The organism is Entomomonas asaccharolytica (genome assembly GCF_016653615.1).
Lineage (GTDB): Bacteria > Pseudomonadota > Gammaproteobacteria > Pseudomonadales > Pseudomonadaceae > Entomomonas > Entomomonas asaccharolytica.
Genome location: NZ_CP067393.1, coordinates 1,884,913 through 1,909,406, shown reverse-complemented (window position 1 = coordinate 1,909,406; position 24,494 = coordinate 1,884,913). Strand labels below are relative to the sequence as shown.

Annotated in this window: 21 protein-coding genes and 1 pseudogene; 18 read left to right on the top strand and 4 right to left on the bottom strand. The window is 36.9% G+C overall.

The genetic code is table 11. The features are described 5' to 3' along the window. Nucleotides 1–81 precede the first annotated feature (81 nt). The 12 genes from fabF (at nucleotide 82) to crcB (ending at nucleotide 11,575) form a co-directional block, all read left to right on the top strand. Nucleotides 82–1,329, top strand: a complete 1,248-nt coding sequence (gene fabF, locus JHT90_RS08760; RefSeq protein WP_201090404.1) for a beta-ketoacyl-ACP synthase II — start codon at nucleotides 82–84, stop codon at nucleotides 1,327–1,329. Between the two features lie 16 nt (nucleotides 1,330–1,345). Then, nucleotides 1,346–2,392: an endolytic transglycosylase MltG gene (mltG, locus tag JHT90_RS08755; protein ID WP_379971726.1), complete on the top strand. Its 1,047-nt coding sequence runs from the start codon at nucleotides 1,346–1,348 to the stop codon at nucleotides 2,390–2,392. Then, on the top strand, nucleotides 2,392–3,030 hold the full coding sequence (gene tmk / locus JHT90_RS08750) for a dTMP kinase (RefSeq protein ID WP_201090402.1): 639 nt from the start codon (nucleotides 2,392–2,394) through the stop codon (nucleotides 3,028–3,030). The genes mltG and tmk overlap by 1 nt, the downstream gene beginning before the upstream one ends. Then, nucleotides 3,023–4,009: a DNA polymerase III subunit delta' gene (locus JHT90_RS08745; protein WP_201095819.1), complete on the top strand. Its 987-nt coding sequence runs from the start codon at nucleotides 3,023–3,025 to the stop codon at nucleotides 4,007–4,009. The genes tmk and JHT90_RS08745 overlap by 8 nt, the downstream gene beginning before the upstream one ends. 32 nt (nucleotides 4,010–4,041) lie before the next feature. Then, nucleotides 4,042–4,392, top strand: a complete 351-nt coding sequence (locus tag JHT90_RS08740; protein WP_201090401.1) for a PilZ domain-containing protein — start codon at nucleotides 4,042–4,044, stop codon at nucleotides 4,390–4,392. 22 nt (nucleotides 4,393–4,414) lie between these two features. After that, a complete protein-coding gene (locus tag JHT90_RS08735) occupies nucleotides 4,415–5,206 on the top strand; it encodes a TatD family hydrolase (RefSeq protein ID WP_201090400.1) in 792 nt (263 codons plus the stop codon). Nucleotides 5,207–5,229: 23 nt separating this feature from the next. Beyond that, complete coding sequence (locus tag JHT90_RS08730; RefSeq protein ID WP_201090399.1) at nucleotides 5,230–6,033, top strand: glycine-rich domain-containing protein; 804 nt, start codon at nucleotides 5,230–5,232, stop codon at nucleotides 6,031–6,033. A 208-nt stretch (nucleotides 6,034–6,241) separates the two neighbouring features. After that, nucleotides 6,242–6,550, top strand: coding sequence for a TRL-like family protein (locus tag JHT90_RS08725; protein ID WP_201090398.1), 309 nt, complete (start codon nucleotides 6,242–6,244; stop codon nucleotides 6,548–6,550). Nucleotides 6,551–7,121: 571 nt separating this feature from the next. Then, nucleotides 7,122–8,138, top strand: coding sequence for a phenylalanine--tRNA ligase subunit alpha (gene pheS / locus JHT90_RS08720; RefSeq protein WP_201090397.1), 1,017 nt, complete (start codon nucleotides 7,122–7,124; stop codon nucleotides 8,136–8,138). A 26-nt stretch (nucleotides 8,139–8,164) separates the two neighbouring features. Beyond that, nucleotides 8,165–10,546: a phenylalanine--tRNA ligase subunit beta gene (gene pheT / locus JHT90_RS08715; RefSeq protein WP_201090396.1), complete on the top strand. Its 2,382-nt coding sequence runs from the start codon at nucleotides 8,165–8,167 to the stop codon at nucleotides 10,544–10,546. Between the two features lie 6 nt (nucleotides 10,547–10,552). Further along, nucleotides 10,553–10,870 carry an integration host factor subunit alpha gene (locus JHT90_RS08710; RefSeq protein WP_201090395.1) on the top strand — a complete coding sequence of 106 codons (318 nt, stop codon included), beginning with the start codon at nucleotides 10,553–10,555 and terminating at the stop codon, nucleotides 10,868–10,870. A gap of 315 nt (nucleotides 10,871–11,185) precedes the next feature. Continuing rightward, the gene (crcB, locus tag JHT90_RS08705) at nucleotides 11,186–11,575 is read left to right on the top strand and encodes a fluoride efflux transporter CrcB (RefSeq protein WP_201090394.1); all 390 of its coding nucleotides are present in this window, start codon (nucleotides 11,186–11,188) and stop codon (nucleotides 11,573–11,575) included. A gap of 94 nt (nucleotides 11,576–11,669) precedes the next feature. On the opposite strand, the gene JHT90_RS08700 is transcribed toward crcB, so the two are convergent. The 4 genes from JHT90_RS08700 to JHT90_RS08685 all read right to left on the bottom strand — a co-directional run bounded on the left by JHT90_RS08700 (nucleotide 11,670) and on the right by JHT90_RS08685 (nucleotide 17,243). Further along, nucleotides 11,670–13,544, bottom strand: a complete 1,875-nt coding sequence (locus JHT90_RS08700) for a M48 family metallopeptidase (RefSeq protein ID WP_201090393.1) — start codon at nucleotides 13,542–13,544, stop codon at nucleotides 11,670–11,672. Nucleotides 13,545–13,576: 32 nt separating this feature from the next. After that, nucleotides 13,577–15,448, bottom strand: coding sequence for a M48 family metallopeptidase (locus tag JHT90_RS08695; protein ID WP_201090392.1), 1,872 nt, complete (start codon nucleotides 15,446–15,448; stop codon nucleotides 13,577–13,579). 19 nt (nucleotides 15,449–15,467) lie between these two features. Further along, nucleotides 15,468–16,061, bottom strand: a complete 594-nt coding sequence (locus JHT90_RS08690) for a LemA family protein (RefSeq protein WP_201090391.1) — start codon at nucleotides 16,059–16,061, stop codon at nucleotides 15,468–15,470. Between the two features lie 216 nt (nucleotides 16,062–16,277). Next, nucleotides 16,278–17,243, bottom strand: a complete 966-nt coding sequence (locus JHT90_RS08685; RefSeq protein ID WP_201090390.1) for a 2-hydroxyacid dehydrogenase — start codon at nucleotides 17,241–17,243, stop codon at nucleotides 16,278–16,280. A 302-nt stretch (nucleotides 17,244–17,545) separates the two neighbouring features. On the opposite strand from JHT90_RS08685, the gene thrS reads away from it, so the two are divergent. From thrS to JHT90_RS08655, 6 genes and pseudogenes are all read left to right on the top strand, one after another. Further along, nucleotides 17,546–19,462, top strand: a complete 1,917-nt coding sequence (gene thrS, locus JHT90_RS08680; protein ID WP_201090389.1) for a threonine--tRNA ligase — start codon at nucleotides 17,546–17,548, stop codon at nucleotides 19,460–19,462. Nucleotides 19,463–19,491: 29 nt separating this feature from the next. Continuing rightward, the gene (infC, locus tag JHT90_RS08675) at nucleotides 19,492–20,022 is read left to right on the top strand and encodes a translation initiation factor IF-3 (protein ID WP_201090388.1); all 531 of its coding nucleotides are present in this window, start codon (nucleotides 19,492–19,494) and stop codon (nucleotides 20,020–20,022) included. 62 nt (nucleotides 20,023–20,084) lie between these two features. Beyond that, on the top strand, nucleotides 20,085–20,285 hold the full coding sequence (gene rpmI / locus JHT90_RS08670; protein ID WP_201090387.1) for a 50S ribosomal protein L35: 201 nt from the start codon (nucleotides 20,085–20,087) through the stop codon (nucleotides 20,283–20,285). A gap of 17 nt (nucleotides 20,286–20,302) precedes the next feature. After that, nucleotides 20,303–20,659: a 50S ribosomal protein L20 gene (gene rplT, locus JHT90_RS08665; protein ID WP_201090386.1), complete on the top strand. Its 357-nt coding sequence runs from the start codon at nucleotides 20,303–20,305 to the stop codon at nucleotides 20,657–20,659. Between the two features lie 353 nt (nucleotides 20,660–21,012). Continuing rightward, complete coding sequence (locus tag JHT90_RS08660; RefSeq protein WP_201090385.1) at nucleotides 21,013–23,703, top strand: autotransporter family protein; 2,691 nt, start codon at nucleotides 21,013–21,015, stop codon at nucleotides 23,701–23,703. A gap of 266 nt (nucleotides 23,704–23,969) precedes the next feature. After that, nucleotides 23,970–24,267: pseudogene (locus JHT90_RS08655) on the top strand (hypothetical protein); the annotation flags it as partial. Between the last annotated feature and the right edge of the window lie 227 nt (nucleotides 24,268–24,494).

Here is a 24,494-nt window from a genome sequence, read left to right as displayed (position 1 = left end):
CTTTGTTTAAATTTATTATAGTGTATTAATTGGTTAAAATGATTTATTTGAATAAAGAATAGTTTAATTAAGGAGAAAGCAGTGTTGCAAAGACGAGTTGTTATTACTGGCCTTGGCATAGTGTGTCCTGTAGGAAATGATGTTTCTAGCAGTTGGCAAAATATCGTAGCAGGTAAAAATGGCGTAGAGATGCTTACTGACGTAGATTTTGATCTTTCCAATTTTGCTACTCGTTTTGGCGCACCTGTTAAAAATTTTTCTGTAGAACCCCATTTATCCGTAAAAGAAGCTAGAAAAATGGATGTTTTTATTCAATATGGTGTAGTAGCAGGTATGCAAGCCATGTTGGATTCAGGTTTAGAAGTAACCGATGAAAATAGAGATCGGATTGGTGTAGTAATTGGTTCTGGTATTGGTGGTCTGCCAAATATTGAGGCAAACTGCAAAGCGTTAGCAGAACAAGGGCCACGTCGTGTTTCTCCGTTTTTCGTACCAGGTGCAATTATTAATATGGCTTCTGGTCTATTATCCATTAACTTAGGCGTTCATGGTCCTAATTATGCTATTGCAACTGCTTGCGCATCTGGTACACATAGTATTGGTATGGCAGCACGTAATATTATTCATGGTGAAGCAGATGTAATGTTGGCGGGTGGAGCAGAAAAAGCTACCTGCGGTATAGGCTTAGCAGGTTTTTCTGCTTGCCGTGCATTATCTACCCGTAATGATGATCCTACCCATGCAAGTCGTCCTTGGGATAAAGGTAGAGATGGCTTTGTACTAGGAGATGGTGCAGGTGTTCTAGTATTAGAAGAGTTAGAACATGCTAAAGCACGTGGTGCAAGAATTTATGCAGAGCTAGTTGGTGCTGGTTTCAGTGGTGATGCCTATCATATGACAGCGCCTACAACAGATGGCAAAGGTGCTGCTACTTGTATGAAAAATGCCCTGAGAGATGCAAAATTAAATGCCGATCAAATCAGTTATATTAATGCTCATGGTACTTCAACACCTGTAGGAGACTTGGCAGAAGTAAAAGCGGTTAAATCAATTTTTGGTGATGCTGCCTATAAATTACCAGTGAGCTCTACTAAATCAATGACAGGACATTTATTAGGCGCTGCTGGAGCTATTGAGGCAGTATTTAGTATTTTAGCAATACGTGATCAAATAGTTCCTCCAACCATTAATCTAGAGGAACCAGGTGAAGAGTGTGATCTAGACTTCGTACCAGGGGAAGCAAGATCTATGGTTGTTGATACAGTACTGTCTAATTCATTTGGTTTTGGCGGTACTAATGGAAGTTTGATCTTCCGCCGTTTTTCTTAAGGTATATAGTTAATTAATAATGCGGATATTTCTAATTGTTGTTGCTGTACTTATTTTATTGACTGGTTCTGTGGCTGGTGTAGGGTATTGGAAGTATAGCAATGCTTTGCAACAACCACTGATGATTTCCTCTGAGCAAACAATAATAGTGCCAGTAGGAGCAACACCTAATGTGATGTTTAATCAATTAGAGCAAAAAGGCCATATCAAAGATGCTTTTTTTCTTAAATTACATTGGCGGTTAGAAAATCAAGGTAAAGCCATTCATGCAGGTGAGTATCGATTATTGCCAGGCATGGATATACAACAGCTGATTGCTATTTGGTTAAAAGGCGATGTAGTGCTTTATCGAGTGACTTTAGTAGATGGTTGGAATTTTAAACAGATACGTACTGCACTGGCTAAACAAGAGGCATTGAAGCAAACCATTTCAGCAATGACAGATGAACAGATTATGGATGCTTTAGGTGAGACGGGCAAACATCCTGAAGGGCAGTTTTTTGCTGATACTTACGTTTACATGCGTGGCGATACTGATCTTAGCTTGTTAGGGCAAGCACATAAGCGTCTTGTCAAAGTCCTTGATGAAGAATGGCAAAATAAAGATGATGGTTTACCTTACGAAAATGCATATCAGGCCTTGATTATGGCCTCTATTATCGAAAGAGAAACAGGGGTACCAGAAGAGCGCCCACAAATTGCAGGAGTGTTTGTAAGACGTTTACAAAAAAATATGTTGTTGCAAACTGATCCAACGGTTATCTATGGAATGGGGGATAATTATAAGGGGAGAATTACACGTGCTGACTTAAAGCGTGAAACACCATATAATACTTACGTAATATCTGGTTTGCCGCCAACACCTATTGCTATGGTAAGTCGTAAAGCCATACATGCGGCATTGCATCCAGCAGAGGGTAAGTTCTTATATTTTGTTGCCAAAGGAGATGGTAGTCACGAGTTTTCAGAGAGTTTGACAGAACATCAAAGGGCTGTTCGTAAATATCAACTGAATCGTCGAGCAGATTATCGTTCTAGCCCTCCATCGAGTGAGTCTAAATAATGTCAGGAATATTTATTACTTTTGAAGGGCCTGAAGGCGCTGGAAAATCAACTAATATTTACTACCTTGCTAATCGTTTGGAGGAGGCTGGTTATCCTATCTTGGTAACAAGAGAACCTGGTGGTACATTATTATCAGAAAGGGTGCGTGACCTATTAATTGATCCCAGATTTAAAGGCATGGCTGTTGATACAGAGCTATTATTAATATTTGCAGCTCGTGCAGAACATTTACAACAAGTAATTTTACCTGCCCTTAAAGAAGGTAAAACAGTCATTTGTGATCGATTTACTGATGCTACTTACGCTTACCAAGGTGGCGGTAGGGGTATTGACGAAAATAAAATTACATTGCTAGAGCGTGTGGTGCAAGGTACTTTACGACCAGACTTAACATTATTATTTGATGTTGACGCAACCATAGGGTTGTCCCGTGTTATTAAATCAAGGGATGGTTTAGATCGTTTTGAGCGTGAAAGCCTAACTTTTTTTGAAGCGGTACGTGCTGCTTACTGGCGGCGTGCTGAGCAATATCCTGGTATTTATCGGGTGATTGATGCCAGCAAAAGTTTAGAAAATGTACAGTTACAGATTGATGCTTGTTTTATTGAGATTTGGGAACGTTTAAATGTTGACTGAGTTGCTACCTTGGCAACAAATATTATGGCAACAAATGGTGACCAATCCAAAACCTGCTCATGCTTATTTATTGCATGGTAAAAAAGGTATTGGTAAACAGCAATTTGCTCAGCGTTTAGGCTATTATTGGTTATGCCTTACATCAGATAATAAACAGCCTTGTGGTCATTGTAAAAGTTGTCATTTGTTAGCAACTAGTGGTGCTCATCCCGATATTTTTTGGTTAAAACCTGAAGACTCTGAATTTATCAAAGTCGATCAAGTTAGGATGTTAATTGACTTTATTAATCAAACTCCTCAAATATCACCATGCAAAGTTGTCTTAATAGAACCTGCTGAAGCATTAAATTTAAATGCTGCAAATGCCTTGTTAAAAAGCTTAGAGGAGCCAGCAGGTAATAGTCGGCTTATTTTAGTCAGCCATCAAGCAGGGCAATTATTACCTACCATTAAAAGTCGTTGTATTCAGCAACTCTGTCCCACACCAAAGCAATCAGATGCTTTACAATGGATGCAACAGCAATTAACCAATGTAGAGGTTGAACAGTTGAGCCAATTGCTAGTATTAGCAGGTTCAGCACCTCTATATGCGGTAGAGCTTTATCAACAGGATGTATTAAAGCAACGTCAGCAAGTGGTTGAAGATATAAAAAAATTGCTAAAACACCAGCTAGTAGCAAGTCAAATAGCTGAGAGTTGGAATAATATTCCATTATTGTTATTATTTAATTGGTTTTGCGAGTGGTTACATTGTATTTTATGTTATCAAGCTACTAAGGATATCAATACCTTAGGAATGGCTGATATGCAGAAGGTATTGAATTATTTGGCAGATAAAGCTTCACTGGAAAAGGTGACGCAATTACAAGAAAAATTATTGCGAGAAAGACAAAAAGTTCTGGCTAAGGCTAATTTAAATAGGGTATTGTTAATAGAAAGTGTGTTGATTGGCTGGATTAATTTACTTACAACAAGGTAAAATAGGGTCATTAATAGCAAGAGGGCGTAGTTATGGCATTAAGTATGGGTGGTAATAGCATTATCAATGTAAGTATTCCTAATAAGAATATCTTATATGCTTCTTATATGCCGTTTGTTACTGATGGTGGCTTGTTTGTTAGAACCAATAAGAAACATAACCTAGGCGATGAAGTTTTTCTATTAATTGATTTGATTGATGAAGAAGAAAAAATCCCGGTGACGGGTAAAGTAGTATGGATTTCTCCTGTAAATCAAGGCTCGCGTGTGCAAGGTGTTGGTATACAATTCTCGCCTGCTGATTCAGCCAAAGCTAAAGAAAAAGTCTTAAAATATTTAGCAGGTTTACTAGAAGGTAATACACAACCTACTTTTACCATGTAGTCTTTCGTTTTTATAAGAAGTTATGCAGTATTTAGTTGATTCTCACTGTCACCTTGATTATTTAAAGTTAGACGCTATAGCAGGGGGGTTAGATACTGTTCTTCAGCAAGCACGAGATAAAGGTGTTAAGCAATTCTTAACCATCGGTGTGAGTAAAGATAATGCCACTACTGTGCAAGCAATTGCTGAAAAATATAAGGATGTGTATTGTTCAGTAGGTATTCACCCGCTCGATTTAGCGGATAAGCAACCTATTAGTTTAGATTGGTTAATGCAAGCGCTAGATCATCCAAAAGTAGTGGCAATTGGTGAAACAGGGCTTGATTTTCATTATCAAGCAGAAACCGTACAAGCCCAACAAACTTCTTTTGAGCTTCATTTAGAAGCAGCCCATCAAACAGGCAAGCCTGTAATCATTCATACACGAGAAGCAAAACAGCTAACTTTAACCATATTAAAACATGCCGCTTTGTCTCAAGCAGGGGTGCTACACTGTTTTACTGAAGATTGGGAAATGGCTAAGGCAGCCTTGGATTTAGGCTACTATATCTCGCTATCAGGTATTGTAACCTTTCGTAATGCAGATATGTTGCGAGAGGTAGCCAAAAAAGTACCGAATGATCGTTTATTAGTTGAAACAGATTCACCTTATCTAGCACCTGTACCTTATCGTGGTAAATCTAATTTGCCAGAGTATGTAAAAGAAGTAGCAAGCTTTATCGCAGAGTTAAGGAATATGCCTTTAGAAGCGTTTGCTGAGATGACAACAGCTAATTTTTATCGTCTTTTTCCATTAGCTCAGCCAGATTCATAAGGTGTAGTTAAGGATAATAATTAATGGAATCATTGGTAATATTAGGGATAGTAGTAATTGCTGTGGTTTTTTTCGTAATAGTACAAAAAGTTAATTCAAAAAAGGCAAGCGATAAAGCCACTCAAGCAGAAGAGATTAGTTTTCAACAGCGATTAATATTAATAAATAATTATGTTTTCACTGAAAATGTGCTGAATTCTTTTCGGAAATACTATCCTCAATTAGATAATGTAGTAGTAAGCCAAGTTATTGAGCAATTAAAAAATTATTTTATTATTGTGTTAACAGCCACCCATGATAATACGCTGCAAAAATTACCTAAACCTATACTGGGTATGCCATCAAGGGTAGTAGATGATTTATGGCATGTGTTTATTTTAGATAGTCGAATTTATATGGCTTTTTGTAAGCAGTGTTTTGGTTTTTATTTACATCATAATTCGGCTGATGCCAATGTGGCTTATCAAAGAAAGCAAACAATAAACGACCAGCTATATACAACATGGGTTTATGCTGGCCAACTAGAAAACAAAGGAAATTTAATGATGGTTGATACATTTCCTATGTTATTTCAAATAGATGATGTATTAAATATCCCACAAGGTTTTAGTTATACTTTAGAGGAGTTTTTGGCAAAGGCTCGTTTATATAGAAACACAACCAATGAAAGTGCTAAAGGTGTAGGCTGTTCAGGTTGTAGTGGTGGTTCTTATACAAATAAAAATAATTATCAAGATAATGACTCTAACAATAATACTAAATATGACGATAACATCTCATCTGATAGCAGCAGTTCCTGTAGCAGTTGTGGTGGGGGTGGTGATTAGTTGTTACTGTAATAAAATTTTATATGGTTAACTAATTGTTTGTATTGATAAAAATATATTCTTGCTTATGCTACATAAGTATTAAAATACCTTCGACTTTTGGCTAATATCTCTTGTTTCCTATTTTATTTCAGATTTAATAGTGTCTATCTGGTCTTTACTCACTAAAAACCAGTTTTTCTCATACACAGTTTAGGAATTATAAATCATGAAAAAGATAGTGGGTTTAATGGGGTTAGCAATTTTATTAACAGGTTGTGCTGGTAATATGTCACCAGTTGGCTTTGGTTTGATAACAGATGTGAAAGGACCAGTAACAGCAACTGATAACTCTGTTGGTTCAAAATCTGGTATGTCTTGTGCGCAAAATATTTTAGGGCTTTATGCATCGGGTGATGCTTCTATTTTATCAGCTAAACAAAATGCTGGTATCAGAAAAGTTTCAACTGTAGATTATTCTTCAAATGGTATATATCCATTCTTTGGTAAAACATGCGTAATGGTTACTGGAGAGTAACAAATAGACTTAAGCATCTTTGTTCCGTATGAAATGCTAAAGTGGCTATATAACCAGAAGGGGGGGAAAGTTAATACTTTCCCCTTTTTTTATTCGTCTATAAATGACATTTATTATAACTTATTAAATTATATAGTTGGTTTCAGTTTTATCTGCAAATCTTTGGCGCTGCCTTGTCGCAAAGACTGATTAAACCTATGCAAGTTATAGTGATGGAAAAGCTATTACTAAGCCATCTGATTAGAAACAGCCATAAATCCCCTAATGAAATAATAAAATACTGCTTTGGTATTTATTACAGAGTAACTGTATGCTTTTAAACAGGGCATTTATTAGAACTTAGCAGTTTTATTAGCATTTAGATACACATTAAAAGCCTAGTTTAAATAGATAAGTTATTGAAACATAACAATAATGATTGTACTATGCTATTTTCATATTTTAATCTATTGGTTATCCTTTCATTTTAAAGCTAGGCATAAAATATACTGATTAAAGTATTATCCGAAAAGCGAAAGGTGTTATACTTTTGCCCTTATTTTTTCATTTTTTTATGTCTGGAGCTTAGTGGATGGAAAATCTGGATGAGTTAGTGGCTAAAGCTTTACAAGCAATAGCAGTAACTGATGATGTGAATGCTGTAGAACAATTAAGAGTACAGTATTTAGGTAAAAAAGGTGAGTTAACCCAAGTAATGAAAACCTTAGGTGATTTATCGCCTGAAGATCGCCCTAAGGTAGGGGTATTAATAAATTCCGCAAAAGAAAAAGTACAGTCAGCCTTAAACGCTCAAAAGGATACTTTAGAGCAAGCCGCACTGAATAAAAAATTAACTGCTGAGCAAATCGATGTAACTTTACCTGGTAGAGGGCAAACTACTGGTAGTATTCACCCCATCACTCGTACTTTAGAGCGTATTGAGAGTTTCTTTACTAATATTGGCTATAGCGTGGAAGAAGGCCCTGAAGTAGAAGATGATTATCATAACTTTGAAGCATTAAACATTCCTGGTCACCATCCAGCCAGAACAATGCATGATACTTTCTATTTTAATGCCAATATGTTGTTACGTACCCATACTTCGCCAGTCCAAGTAAGAACCATGGAGGCGAAACAGCCTCCTATTCGCGTGGTTTGTCCTGGTCGTGTTTATCGTAGTGATTCTGATATAACGCATTCTCCTATGTTCCATCAAGTAGAAGGCTTATTAGTTGATACGGATATAAGTTTTGCAGATTTAAAAGGAACCATTGAAGAGTTTCTAAGAGTATTTTTTGAAAAAGAATTTGAAGTACGTTTCCGTCCCTCTTTTTTCCCTTTCACAGAGCCATCTGCCGAAGTGGATATTCAGTGTGTTATGTGTAGCGGCAATGGTTGTCGTGTTTGTAAGCAAACTGGTTGGTTAGAGGTAATGGGGTGTGGCATGGTGCATCCTAATGTCTTGAAAATGTCAGGAGTTGATCCAGAGAAATACTCAGGGTTTGCTTTCGGTATGGGGGCTGAACGCTTAGCAATGCTACGTTATGGCGTTAACGATTTACGCCTGTTCTTCGATAACGATTTACGATTTTTATCGCAATTTCGTTAATCATTAGTTAAATAAAGGAGAACAGTATGAAATTTAGTGAAAATTGGCTTCGTAGTTTAGTAAACCCTAATGTCTCTCAAGACGATTTAATCGCTCGCCTGTCCATGGCTGGGCTAGAAGTAGATAGTGTTGAAGCTGTTGCTCAACAATTTACAGGTGTTGTAGTTGGAGAAATAATCAGTATTGAACAACACCCAGATGCAGATAAACTACGGGTATGTCAAGTAAGCAATGGTAATGAAACCTTGCAAGTGGTTTGTGGTGCACCAAATGCGAGACAAGGATTAAAAGTACCTTTTGCATTGCTTGGCGCTAAATTGCCAGGTGATTTTACCATTAAAAAAGCCAAATTACGTGGCATAGAATCAAATGGTATGCTTTGTTCTGCCAAAGAATTAGGGATCAGTGATGACCATGCTGGATTAATGGAATTGCCAGCAGATGCACCTGTAGGTAAAGATTTTCGTGATTATCTAAACCTAGATGATATTGTGATTGAGGTTGATTTAACACCTAACCGTGGTGATTGCTTATCTGTACGTGGTATAGCCCGTGAAGTAGGCGCATTATATAACTCAGCTGTGGCAGAGTTTGATACTCATGCAGTAACGCCTACCATTGATGACCAAATTAGTATTGATGTAATGAATACTGCGGGTTGTCCACGTTATTTGGGGCGTATTATTCGTAATGTAGATGTTACTAAGCCAACCCCAATGTGGATGGTAGAGCGTTTACGTCGCTCAGGTATCCGTAGTATTGATGCAGTGGTGGATGTGACTAACTATGTGATGATTGAATTAGGCCAACCTATGCATGCCTTTGATTTAGCCGAAATAGATCAAGGCATTGTGGTGCGCATGGCGTATCAAGATGAGCAGTTAACCCTACTCAACGAGCAGCAAGTAAAATTACGTAATGATACCTTAGTGATTGCTGATCACGCTAAGCCTTTGGCTATTGCTGGAGTAATGGGTGGAGAACACAGTGGTATTAGTAATAAAACTAAAGATTTATTATTAGAATCTGCGTTCTTTGATATTGTTACTGTTGCAGGTAAAGCCCGTTCTTATGGTTTACATACTGATGCTTCACAACGTTATGAGCGTGGTGTTGACTGGCAATTATCTCGCCCTGCTATGGAGCGTGCAACAGCACTGTTATTAGAAATTATTGGCGGTGAAGCAGGGCCCATTGTCGAGGCAGTAAGTGAACAGAATTTACCTACTATTAGTTCTGTAACTTTACGTGCTGAACGTATTGAGAAGGTGTTAGGTATCGCACTGACTAATCAACAGGTAGAGCAATTACTTAAACCTTTGGGCGTAACCTTGCAAGTTAAAGCCGAGGGTATATGGCAGGTAACTGTACCTAGCTATCGTTATGATCTAGCTATTGAAGAAGATTTAATCGAAGAAGTGGCACGCTTATACGGTTATAATCGTTTACCTGTGCGTTATCCACAAGCTCGCTTAGCGCCCCATGCTAATAAACAAGAAGCTGAAATCAATAAAAAATCTCTACGAGATTTATTAGTAGCAAGGGGCTATCAGGAAAATATTACCTATAGCTTTATAGATCCTAAATTATTTAAATTGTTTAATCCAGAACATGAGCCATTAATGTTGGCTAATCCAATTTCTAATGATATGTCTGCTATGAGGATATCATTATGGCCTGGTTTGATTAAAACGTTACAACACAATTTAAATCGGCAACAAAATCGTGTGCGTATCTTTGAAATTGGTTTACGCTTTGAAGGTCAACTGCCCCAGTTAAAACAAGAAGATATGGTGGCGGGTTTAATTATGGGAAGTCGTTTGCCTGCAGGTTGGGCAAATACTAAAGAAGTTGTTGATTTTTATGATATTAAAGGTGATGTTGAAGCGATTTTAGGATTGGCTGGTGCTTTAGATCAATATCAATTTATTCCACAACAACATACTGCCCTACATCCAGGACAAAGTGCTATAATAGTCCGTGATGGTCAAGATGTTGGTTATATTGGTGCTCTTCATCCAGAATTGGCAAAAGTGCTGGGTATAGATGTTCCAATTTACTTATTTGAACTATCATTAAGTGAAATGAAACTGGGAAATTTACCAAAATTTAGAGAATTATCCCGTTTCCCTGAGGTCAGTCGCGATTTGGCTATTCTAGTAGACAAATCATTAATAGCAGAAAAATGTATGGCAACTATTAAGACGGCAGCAGGTAATTATTTAACAAGTATACAACTATTCGATGTTTATCAAGGAAAGGGCATTGATGATAATCAAAAGAGTATAGCTGTGAGCCTTACTTGGCAACATCCTGAACGTACTTTAACTGATGATGAAATCAATGCTTCCTTGCAAAATATCGTAGCTGTATTAGAAGAGCAGTTTAACGCTACGTTGAGGAAGTAAAAAAATATGAGTACTTTAACCAAAGCGGAAATGGCCGAGCGCTTGATTAATGAGCTAAATTTGACGAAACAGGAAGCAAAACAATTAGTTGAAGATTTTTTTGAAGAAATGAAAGAGTCTCTTGCTAATAGTATACCTGTTAAGTTATCAGGTTTTGGTAATTTTGAGCTACGTAATAAAAATGAGAGACCAGGACGCAATCCACGTACTGGTGAGGAAGTGCCAATTACTGCAAGACGAGTAGTTACCTTCCACCCTGGCCAAAAGCTTAGGGCTAGAGTAGAAAGCAATATAAAGCAGTTAACTGCGAATTTAAAAAAATAGTGTTGTTCTGCTAAAAATGCATACTTGTCCAAGTGTGCATTTTAAAAAATAGTCTTTTCAGTAAAAATAATTTATCGTTTCTTAATTCGTAAGATAGACGAAACAGCGTTTGTTTAATGAAGGAAATTGAATAATAAATACCATTAAACCAATGATCTATGGATAATAATAAAAAGAATGTGTATTTTAGCTAGGTTGGTTTTTTTATTAGTACTTGCTAGGATATGGTATTCCTCCTCTAATCGTTTTGGCTAATGATGTCTACTTGTTATCCTCATAAAAATTATTACTCAAAGAACTAGGAGATAAGCTGTAATGTTGAAAGCTGCTTTAATAATAGGTCTAGGTGGTGGCTTGGGAGCTATATTACGTTGGGTTTTAGGGTTATTGTTAAATACATTATTTCCTACTATCCCGCCAGGCACGTTAGTTGCCAACTTGTTAGCAGGCTATTTGATAGGTTTATTTCTTGTTATTTTTATGAATAATCCAAATATGGCTCCTGAGTGGAAACTATTTATCATCACTGGATTTTTAGGTGGGTTATCAACCTTTTCTACTTTCTCCGCAGAGGTAACAACACTGCTACAACAGGGACGTATATTTTGGGCAGGAGCAGCAGTCTCGGTTCATGTAATAGGCAGTATTACGATGACTTTACTGGGTATGGCTACAGTCACTTTCTTTAAATTTTTATTAAAGTAATTTTTAGTATAAGTTGCTTATTCAAAACAAGTTATTTTCTATATAACAACTTCATAGAATATGGCATTACTAGAGGAGCAACGCCATTGTGTCGTTAATGAACTGTGCAATCTAGCGTAGGGATAGGACAATCTAAGCAAAGAGATAAAATCCGAAAGAACATAGTCTCTTTAATATTTACTTGCTGATCGTGTTCAATAGCACGTAATGCACCTTGTAAAAATTTTCTACGAACAGGTTCTGTTGCTTTCTGTAATTTTTGTAAGCTGGTTGTAAGCTGACTAATATTAGGTTTTTGCTGTAGTAATTTAATCGTATAGAGCCCCATGATATTAGAGCCTAACCCGAAAGCACGCTGCTGATAGTCTGGATTTTCTGTTAAATGAGCTATACCACTTAACATTATGGCAGCTTCATCTCTAAGTTGGTCTAACGAGTTATAGTTATAAGAAGTAATAATCGCTTTAGGATTAAACTGTCCATCAACTTGATGAATAATCAGTTGGTAGATTAACCATTCATACAAAGAAATTTCATTATCTGCTTGAATAAAATGCATCAATGTAGTTTTGAAGTTTTTATATTGTTCATCCGATAAGTTTTTTAAAGAAGGAATAGCTTTTTCAATAAACTCTAAATGTTTTTCCTTCGGAATAAGTGATAGTGTTTGATAGTAATCTGTAACTAAGCCAGTATTGTTAACAGCCAAAAATTGTTTGGCTCGAATCGATGGAATAGTATCAACAAGTAGTGCAAACATTAGATAACAAGCATCCATAGGTTCATGGCAAATTGCTTCTAGTTTGGCAATTGCTTGTTCTTTATCTGTTACATTAGTATTTAATAGGGTAACAGGTTTTAAGTAGGGGATAGCATCTGTTCCTGTAATCGATAAACCTGCAGCAATTGCAGCGGTTAATTTTTTATCCCGAATGCTGTTGTTTTGCTGTGGTTCAGTATCTTCTTCGCTGTTAATGAGTTTGCTAAAATCAACGTTGATAAAGCCACCTTGCCACCAAGGTTCAATTCGTTTAATACGTTTTTCTAAAGGGGGGTGAGTAGCTAAGAGGTTAGTATCTGCTTGGCTAAAGAAAAAGTGTCCATAACTACCAGCCATAGCTGTTTCTAAAGTAGCACCACCCTCAGAGCCACCAATTTTCTTTAAGGCTGACGCTAGAGCGGGACCATGACGGGTAAATTGTACAGAGGATGCGTCAGCTAAGTACTCACGTTGTCTGTTAACTGCAGCCTGCATAATTCTGGCCCATAACTGTCCTAAAAAGCCAGCTGCTAATAATGCCACCGCGAGTACAAGAAAGTGTGGAAAAATACCGCCTTTTTTTTCATTACCTATACCAAATCCCAATCTAAGTAATACAAAGCCAGCTTGACTGATAAAGATAAAGCCAAACAAAAGGGCGGTAAAGCGTAGATTTAAACGCATATCACCATTTAATATATGACTAAATTCGTGAGCAATAACTGCTTGTAGTTCATCGCGAGTTAGTAACTCGGTTGTACCCCTAGTTACACCTATAACTGCATCATTAATCGTATGACCCGCAGCAAAGGCATTGATATGAATTTCTTCATCCAAAATGTAAACATGAGGTACGGGTACACTGGAGGCAATAGCCATTTCTTCTACAACGTTTAATAAACGACGTTCATTTGGATTGGATGCTCTCTTATCAACTAGTCGTCCGCCTAAGGCAATAGCAATCACCCTACCACCTTGACGTAGAGAGATATATTTGTAGAGAGAAACCAATATAATAATTACAGTGAGACACTTTAGGACCAGCCAAAAGGTTTCAGGAGAGCGATTTTTAGGTAAAGTAAAGAACTCCACACAAAAGGTAATAATGTGTGCTCCAATAAAGGGTAAAATAATTAAACCTAGGCAGAATAGAATAACAAGCCAAAATGTTTGGCTTTTTGCTTTATTTTGTAGTTTAAAAAAATTCATATTAATAATATCTATTTATTAAGTTATATGGCTTAACTAACTGATGGAATAGCATTATTAAGCTCCATTGGATAATCTAAACAAATCGATAAAACTCTGAAAAAGGTAGCTTCTTCTAAGTTGATGGTTTTATCTTGTTGTATAGCCTTTAGTATTCCTTGCAAGAATTTATAACGAACAGAGCTAGAAGACTGTTGTAGTTTTTGTAAACAGTTTGATAATTCAGTAATAGCTGGGTTGGGCTGTAACTGGATGGTATATAACCCCATGATATTAGCGCCCATACCAAAAGAAGATTTGATGGTATTTTCAGTGGGAGATAAGTATGCCAAAGCAGATAATAGGGTAGTTATTTCTGGTTGTAGTTGATCTAATGAGTGATACTTTACTTCAGTAGAAGGTGAATACTCTATTTGATGAGTAACTAGTTGATAAATTAACCATTCATGTAATGAAATATCACCAGCTATGTTAATCAATTGCATCATTATTTTTTTAAAGTCTTGATACTGTTCTGGCGTTAAAGTTTTTATAGTCAGAATAGCTTTTTCAATAAATGATAAATGTTGAGTATTGGGAATAGCTGCTAATAACTCAGTACAAGTATTGAGTAGTTCGGTATTTTTAATTAATGAGACTTGTTTAGCAACTTTATCAGGATTGTTATCTAATAAATAAGCAAAAACTAAGTAGCAAGCTCCCATTGGCTGTTGGCAAAGGGCTGCTATTTTTACTAAAGGAGTTTCATTATCTTTACTGCTGCTGGCTGCTGCTGTTTGTTCTGCTGTGGTAGGTAACCCCATAGAGATAGCGGCGCCAGTGGTAATTGCTTTTACGATATTTTCTTTAGAGAATGTTTCTTTAGCATGCTCTGTTTCATCTTCTGTGGTTGGCTCTACATTTATTCTTACAGGTACAATAAATTCACCATCCCAAAGAGGATCTAAACGCAAAATACGTTTTGTTAAAGACGGGTGAGTAGCTAATAGATGTTCATCCCCTTGGCCAAACAATAAATGGTTATAACTTTGCGCAGAGGCTGTCTGTAAACTTGATCCAGAGACACTACCACCAATTTTTTTAAGGGCAGAGGCCAAGGCCATGCCTTGTCGTGTAAATTGTACAGAGGATGCATCAGCTAGATATTCACGTTGTCTATTAATGGCCGCCTGCATTATTCTAGCCCACAGTGAAGTAAGCCAACCTGCGATAAATAAGATAATACTAATTAAGAAAATAGCTGCCATAACGGCGGCTGCGTTTTTATTATTTGATCTGGATGCTCTTAAGTATTGGCTTGCCCTCATGATTATTGTGGCAGCTTGGGTAATATAAAGGAAACCAAAAATCATTGCGGTAAAGCGTAAATTTATCCGCATATCACCATTTAAGATATGGCTGAATTCATGACCAATGACGGCTTGTAATTCATCGCGAGTTAATAACTCTAATGCACCTTTGGTTATCCCAATAACCGCATTATTGACTGTATGGCCAGCAGCAAAAGCATTTATATTAGGTTCGTCGTCTAATAAGTAAACAGGTGGTGCAGGTAATCTTGCGGCAATTGCCATTTCGTCAACAAGATTTAATAAACGTCTCTCATTTGTATCACGGGTACTTCTACTGATTAATCGGCCACCTAATGCTTCGGCTACAACTTTGCCGCCTGCACGTAAACTAAGATGTTTGAAAAAAGTAACTAGTAAAGTAATCCCTACGATAGCCCCAAGTATTGGCCAATATGAAATATAATCAGTTGCATGAGCATCTAAAGTAGCCATTAATACAAGATTAATGGCAAAAGTTGTTACGATTGAGAGTAGAGCAAGGCCGATAATAAACAAAGATACAAGCAAAAACGTTCTTGTTTTTGCTTTATCTTGGTGGCCAAAAAAGTCCATTTTTAGTTAATCACACTAATTAAAAGCTAACTTTAGGTGCAGTTTGAATTTCTTTTGCATCTTCAAAAGTTAGCAAAACTGCATCTGTAGGGTGACCAAAACTAACAGCAAAAAAGTTAGTAGGGAATGATTTACGTTGAATATTGTAAGCCATTACTGAATCGTTATAAGCTTGTCTAGCAAAAGCAACACGGTTTTCTGTGGAAGATAGTTCTTCAGAAAGTTGTAGCATATTTTCATTTGCTTTTAGTTCAGGGTAGGCTTCCATTTGTAAATTGAAACTGGTTAATGCCTGTGAAAGCTGACGTTCAGCACCGTTTAAAGCGTTGATGGTTGCTTGGCTATCAGGATTGGCTGAGGCAGCTTTAAGTGCAGCTAAAGCACTATTACGGGCTTCTGTAACCTTGGTTAGCGTCTCACTTTCATGCTTTAAATAAGCTTTTGCAGTTTCCACTAGGTTAGGAATAAGATCATAACGACGTTTTAATTGGATATCAATTTGTGAAAAGGCATTTTTAAATTGCTCTTTTAAACTAACCAATTGGTTGTAAAGATAAGCAATACCTCCAACAACTACAATAATAATAACGACTAAAATAACAAGAAATTTCATAATGGCTCTCTCTAGCTAAAATTTATTTACATGTAATTATACATAAATGTTACATGTAATCAATATGTGATTATATTTATTTAATTAAATAATAGTTAAAAATGCTCAATTGGTAATTTAAGTAAGCACATTATTGTCTACTCATTAGCAGAGAAGACAATACTATAATTATATAATGATTTATAGCTTGAGTAGTTGATAAATATTAATACTTATTTATACAGTACGAATAGCTTTGCCAGCTAAAAAAGCCTTAGCATTCTCTGTAACTTGCTCTACTATACGCTGTTGTGCCTCTTTGGTTGCCCATGCACAGTGGGGGGTGATAATTAGTCTTGGAATAGCATGATCGAGTAGTGGATTTCCGTCTTTAGGTGGTTCTATAGTTAATACATCAGTAGCAGCACCCCCTAAATGGCCACTTTTAAGTACATTAGCTAAATCTTGTTCATTAATAATGCCACCTCTTGCGGTGTTAATCAGTAAGGCATCTTTTTTCATGGTGCGCAGTTCTTTTTCTGTTAGTAGATTTTTAGTATCTTCTGTTAGTGGGCAGTGTAGGGTAAGAATATCTACTTGGGGTAATAATTCAGTTAAGGCAATAGTATTATCACGCTGAGGACGATTGGGAATTTGTCCGATTAAAATTTTCATACCAAAAGCCTCTGCTAATTTAGCAACAGCTTGGCCTAGTTCACCATAGCCTATAATACCTAAGGTTTTACCTGCCAATTCCATAATAGGGTAATTCATTAGACAAAAATTATTAGCGTTTTGCCATTCACCTGCTGCCACTGCTTTATTATAGTCAATAAGACGCGCAGCAAGTGCGAGTATTAACATTAAGGCATGTTGACTAACTGCTTCAGTACCATAACCGCGGCAATTACATACGGTGATGTTATGTTCTTTGGCAGCTACTAAGTCAATATTATTTGTCCCTGTTGCTGTCACCAAAATCAGTTTAAGTGCTGGACTCGCTTCTATTACTTCTCTAGAGAGGGGTGATTTATTGCAAATAACAACATGTGCTCCTTGTATACGCTCAATAATTTCGGAAGGCTTGGTTTGTGGATAGGATTGCCATTCACTAAATAAACTTATTAAGGGGGCAAATATTTGCTTATCTAGCTGTAGGCTAGCACCGTCTAAATAAACAGCTTTAACTATTGTGGAAGGCATAATATCTCCTAAGGTATTTAAATTTATAATGATTCATTAAGATAATATAGAAAATAGAGAATTATGTAATTAACAATACGAATAAATATAGCGTGTTCTTTTGGGCGATATTTTTCTAGAAAGATAGTGCAAGTTATTATATAATCGCGAGCTTTATTAATTACCCCCAGTGATCTTGCTCGAGCGCTTTGCAGGTTTTACTTGAACAACCCATGTATGGTTGATTAGTGCTTGGGCACTTTACTGGCTCATCCACCGTATGTGATCTTTGGTAGGGATCACCACTAGGTATAGGAGGCGCCATGCCCGTTATTACTCTTCCTGATGGAAGTCAGCGTGTTTACAATCATCCTGTTAGCATTTTAGAAATTGCTCAGTCGATAGGTACTGGTCTAGCCAAGGCGGCTATTGCTGGTCGCGTAGATAGTAATTTAGTTGATTTATGTGACATCGTTAATAAGGATGCTACGGTACAGATTATTACCGCAAAAGATGAAGAGGGTGTAGAGATTATTCGCCACTCTTGCGCGCATTTAGTCGGGCATGCAGTAAAGCAGTTATATCCAACCGCAAAAATGGTAATTGGCCCTGTGATTAAAGAGGGTTTTTATTATGATATTGCTTATGAGCGTCCTTTTACTCCAGAAGATCTAGTCGCTATTGAAAAGCGTATGCATGAGTTGATTGCTAAAGACTATGATGTTATTAAAAAAATGACGCCGCGAGATGAGGTTATTAAAGTATTCCAATCGCGTGGCGAAGAGTATAAATTACGTCTTATTGAAGATATGCCTGATGAGAAGGCAATGGGGCTTTATTATCACGAAGAATACGTAGATATGTGCCGTGGTCCCCATGTGCCAAATACCCGTTTCTTAAAAGTTTTTAAGTTAACTAAACTTTCTGGTGCTTATTGGCGTGGTGACTCTAAAAATGAACAGTTGCAACGTATTTATGGTACTGCATGGGCTGATAAAAAACAGTTAGCTGAATATATTAAGCGCATTGAAGAAGCAGAGAAGCGCGATCACCGTAAAATCGGTAAACAGCTGGATTTATTCCATACTCAAGAAGAAGCGCCAGGTATGGTGTTCTGGCATCCAAATGGTTGGTCTATTTATCAAGTGCTTGAGCAGTATATGCGTAAAGTTCAGCAAGAGCATGGCTATGATGAAATTAAAACGCCACAAATCGTTGATAGAGTATTGTGGGAAAAGTCAGGCCATTGGACTAACTATGCTGAAAATATGTTTACTACCAACTCAGAAAATCATGACTTTGCTATTAAGCCGATGAATTGTCCTTGCCATGTGCAAGTATTTAATCAGGGCTTAAAAAGCTACCGTGATTTACCATTGCGTTTGGCAGAGTTTGGTAGTTGTCATCGTAATGAGCCATCAGGCGCATTACACGGTATTATGCGTGTGCGTGGTTTTACCCAAGATGATGCACATATTTTCTGTACTGAAGATCAAATTGCCAGTGAAGTATCAGCTTTTATTAATTTGACTTTAGCCGTATACGCAGATTTTGGTTTTAAAGATGTTGAGTTAAAACTATCCACCCGTCCTGAAAAGCGAGTAGGCGCTGAAGAGCTTTGGGATAAAGCAGAGCATGCTTTACAAACAGCACTAGAAAAAGCAGGTTTGGCTTGGGAATTACAGCCAGGTGAGGGTGCTTTTTATGGCCCTAAAATTGAGTTTTCATTAAAAGATTGTTTAGGTCGAGTGTGGCAATGTGGTACAATACAGTGCGATTTTAACTTACCACAACGTCTAGGTGCTGAATATGTGGCTGAAGATAATAGCCGCAAAGTACCTGTGATGCTTCATCGAGCAGTGTTAGGTTCCTTTGAACGGTTTATTGGTATATTAATCGAGAATTATGAAGGATTTTTCCCTGCATGGCTTGCACCAATTCAAGCAGTAGTGTTAAATATTACAGATAATCAAGCAAATTATGCTGCAAAAATAGCTAAAGAACTCTCTCAAAATGGTTTCCGTGTAAAAACGGACTTGAGAAATGAGAAGATCGGCTTTAAAATTCGCGAGCATACTTTGCAGAAAGTTCCTTATCTTCTTGTAGTAGGAGATAGAGAAGTTGAAACGGGATCCGTTGCAGTACGTACTCATAATGGTAAAGACTTAGGTTCTATGACTATTGCCGAGTTTAATGTACTCATTGCGAAAGCAGTTGCTCAACGTGGTCGTATTGAATAATTACGGAGTAAAGAACTATTAAGCGCGAAATGAGACAAGACAAAAAAAGTCAACCAAAAGCACCTATTAATGAAAATATTACTGCCCGCGAAGTACGCTTAATCGGGGCAGACGGACAACAAGTAGGCATTGTGCCTATTGCCGAGGCGCTTAGCGCAGCGGAAGAAGCAAAATTGGATTTGGTGGAAATATCACCTGATGCTACTCCGCCTGTATGTAAGATAATGGATTATGGTAAGCACCTGTTTGAAAAGAAAAAACAGGCTGCACTTGCTAAAAAGAATCAAAAGCAAGTACAAGTAAAAGAAATTAAGTTTCGTCCAGGGACGGAAGAAGGCGACTATCAAGTGAAATTACGTAACTTGAAACGTTTCCTAGAAGATGGCGATAAGGCTAAGGTATCATTACGATTCCGTGGCCGTGAAATGGCTCATCAGGAGCTGGGAATGGAGCTATTGAAACGAGTTGAAGAAGACTTGGCTGATTATGGCACTGTAGAACAGTTTCCTAAAATGGAAGGACGTCAACTCACTATGGTGTTGGGTCCTAAAAAGAAATAACAACCAGGGCACTGGCAGGCCTTGCTGTTATCATTATTAACTCATTTGTTTGGAGTATGAACATGCCAAAGATTAAAATGAAAACCAAAAGTGGTGCTGCAAAGCGCTTTAAAGTAACGGCTGGCGGTGTTAAATTTAAACACGCTTACAAAAGCCATATCTTAACCAAAATGAGTACTAAACGTAAGCGTCAGCTACGTGGTGCATCATTGTTACATCCATCAGATGTAGCTTCTGTAAAACGTTCTTTACGTTTACGTTAATTGGAGAGGATAAATAAATGGCTCGTGTAAAACGTGGTGTGATAGCTCGTGCTCGTCACAAGAAAATTTTAAAATTAGCTAAAGGTTATTATGGTGCACGTTCTCGTGTTTTCCGTGTAGCTAAACAAGCTGTTATCAAAGCTGGTCAATATGCTTACCGTGACCGTCGCCAACGTAAACGTCAATTCCGTGCTTTATGGATTGCGCGTATCAATGCTGGTGCTCGTATCAACGGTCTTTCTTACAGCCGTTTAATTGCTGGTCTTAAGAAAGCTGCGATTGAAATCGATCGTAAAGTATTAGCTGATTTAGCGGTTAATGAAAAAGTAGCTTTTGCTGCTATCGTTGAAAAAGCTAAATCTGCTTTAGCTTAAGCATTACTTTAAAAAGCAGGCTATATCTTTAGCCTGCTTTTTTATTGCCTACATAAAATTCCTAAGCCTAGTTCCCTTTCCTCATATTGTTTATTAATAAACTATCAATTTTTAGTTATTTAATAAATTAATCAACTCAATAGATAAATTTTTATAATAGGTGATTTGATATTTAGGTAACATATTATACAACTAAAGTCGAACTTAGTTGATGAAATCAGTAACTAATAGAATGATATGTTTACGGATGATTTTAGGTTTTATAAAGTTTGGATAGCTTTGTGGAAATATAAAGTCTCCCAGAATTCAGTAGTTTATGTATGTTAATGTATATTTTTGGGGATACAGCAGTTATGCAAACAAAAAGAAGTTTGTTAGCCATGATGGTTATGTTTGTTTCATATTGTAATTATAGTTATGCAATATCTTGTAGTGGTGGTAATTCTTGTACGGACACAAATAGTCGTATGAGTAGTGCGATAGTAAGTGGTGATAATACAACATTAACTTTTACCAGTACTAGTGTAACTCTTGATCGTTATCGGACAGGTAGCACAACAGTTAATGCAAGTGATAAAGGTAGTATTATATTTGCAGGTGATTTGGCGATTATGCCTACTGCAGCCAATGGAGAAATATCCAATACTACAGCTATGAGTATTGCTTCTGGTGGCTCAGTTATTATTAATGGTGATTTTTATTTAGAGGGTAGTCCAGTTAGTGCTAGCCCAGCGATGATTAATATTGCAGGCGGTGATCTAATCGTTAAAGGAGATGCCAACTGGACATCCTTAGAAAATTCAACCAGTGGTGGCATCCTATATGTTACGGGTGATAGTAAAATTGTTGTGGAGGGTAAAGCAACTATCCGTAACGACTCTAGTAGTACAGGGTTAATGACTTTATCTGCGCAAGGTAATTCAAGCGTACAATTTAATGAACTTGATATTTCATCAGATAACCATTTTATTGCTACAGCTGGTGGGGATGCTACCCTAATTTCTACAGGTAAAACTATTGTGGAAAGTACCTCTATTGGTGGCGATGGCATATGGCTAAATGGTAACTCTGTAATAAGTCTGGGCGATAGCCAGACAGTGGCTGACGAGTTAATAAATAACAGAGCAGGTATTAGCCAACTCAATATTGGTGCGAATGCCAGTATCAATGTAAAGTATGGCGATGCTATTTATGTATTAACAGGCTCTTCAAATAGTATTACAACTATCAAAGGTGACGTAACATCTTCGGGTATGGCTTATAATGTTTCATCCTCAAACACCAAGAACCATATGTTACATATCACAGGTGGTAATGTTAATGGTGATGTTGGTTTTGCCCGTGGCGATGATATTTTCAAAATAGATGCTGGTACCTTAACAGGTGATGTAAGCATGGATAATGGTGCTAATTATTTTGAAGCAACAGGTGGCAAAATAATTGGTAATGTTGATGTTGGATATGCAACAACAACTAAGGCGCTGGTTGCTGATAAGTTTGATGCCAGTCAGCTAAGTTCTTTATCAGGAGCAGGTGATCTTACATTCAGTAATATCAATTTTAATGGCTATAGTATTTCTAATACTGAAGGCACAGGATTAAATGGTTGGGATACAATCAATTTAACTAATAATACGACTTTTAATTTGGTAGGTCGTTATTTACAAGCAAATACAGATATTAATATTGACCAAAGTTCTGTATTACAAGTTGGTAGTTCTGTATATGGCCAGGATATTCGTTTAATGGCCAGTAATGGTACTGTCAATAATGCGGGCTTGATTAAGCTGTCAAATGGGGTTGTGGGTGAAAAATGGACAATTCAAGGCAATTATCATGGTGACAATGGCTTAATTAGTTTTGACACTACCTTAGGGGATGATAATTCACCTACGGATCATCTAAGTATTACAGGAGATACTTCTGGAACTACCTATGTACGTGTAAATAATGTGGGCGGAATAGGTGCAGAAACATTAAATGGTATAGAGTTAATCAATATTGCAGGTAGTTCAGATGGCGAGTTTAAACAACAAGGTCGTATTGTAGCAGGCGCCTATGATTATACATTACGCAGAGGAGAGGGAGCGAATGCTAGTAACTGGTATTTAACTTCTTATTTAAGCCCTACTGATCCTTCAACATCTGCGGTTCGTCCTGAGGCTGGAGCTTATTTAGGAATTCTTGAAAATCAGGCTGCCTTTAATCATAGCTTTCATGATCGTCAGCAAATGTTGGATAATCAGTATCAATCCAGTTGGTTAAGGGTAAATTATAATCGAGGAAAATCTAGAGCAGCTAATCAAATAACTAATCGTACTGATCAATATCTAGTACAGTTAGGTACTGATCTCTACCAGAAGGATAATTTCCATTTTGGTGTAATGGGGGGTTATGTAGCAAGTGATATAAACGCTCATTCTCGCTTACAAGCAATAGATGCAAAGGCTAAATCAAAAGGCTATTCAGCGGGTATATATGGTACTTGGTATGATCAAACAAATGACCAAGGCGGCTTATATGTTGATAGTTATGCTTTATATAACTGGTTTGATAATAAAGTGAATGGTCATGGTCAGCCTGAAGAGAAGTTTAAAACAAGAGGCTATACTCTTTCTGCTGAAACTGGCTATGGATTTATTATCAAACATTCTGCTAAAACAGAATGGCAGTTAGAGCCTCAAGCTCAATTAATCTATAATAATTTTCGTAGTAAAGGTTTGACTGAAAGAAATGGAACACATGTCCGTTTAGGTGGTGATGATAATATTACTAGCCGTTTGGGTATTAGATTACAGGGTAAAAGAGATGGATTTCAACCATTTGTTACTTTCAATTATTGGCATAATACCCAAAATGCTGAAATATCAATGAATAATGTTGACTTAACAAGTGATCGTGCTAGAAATATTTTTGAAATAAAAACAGGTGGTCAAATCGCAATCAATAAAAGCCTCACTGCATATGGTCAATTATCAGGACAACTTGGTAGTCATTCAACTAAAGCCTATGGTGGTTCAATAGGTATTAAATATAACTGGTAATATCTCTAAACTAATAGGTGATTTAAAAATCACTTATTAGTTTCAAGTAAATGCTTAATAATCTACTAAGCTTTTTGTATATCTCCCTATAGATAATATTTTCATACTTACTTTCTAAGCTAAGATCAAATTATGCTAACCCTATCTTATTAAAACGTTTGTTTGTTTTATAGCCCTTGAGCTGCAATAGATTGATGTTTTTTTATTGATTTAATAAAGATAAAAGTATAAGATTATTAAACATATGGAAAATTAGAGGGTATTAAATGAGCAAGAAAGGGTTAATAGCAGTTTTAACTTCTGTTACATTATTGACCGGCTGTGCTAGTGGTATTAGTAGCTATCAAAAAATGGAGTTAGAAACATATGAGGCTAGGGGATTAGCTGTAAATGAGAAAAGTCCAGGTGCAGCCGTGGCTTTAGGGATTTTACCTGGTGGTGGTTCGTTTTATGGTAGAGAGTATGGATTAGGTGTAGTTAATCTATTATTTTGGCCATTATCAATTTGTTGGGATCCGGTAAGTGGTCATAATGCAGCAACTAGAATTAATTACGTTGAAACTAAACATCGTGTGGCTACTTTAAAAAACAAAGAAACTAATGAGTTAAACCAAAAAATATTAAATGGTTTAATTGATGATTATACATATCGTGTAGAGTTAGCAAATATTAGTCAAAAATATGATTTGGATCCTATAGCTCAGCCATTGATTACTGCTCCAGTCTATAGGAGCCAATCATCTAGAAATGTAGATCAATCTGCTAAAGATCAAAAAATCAGAGAGTTACAG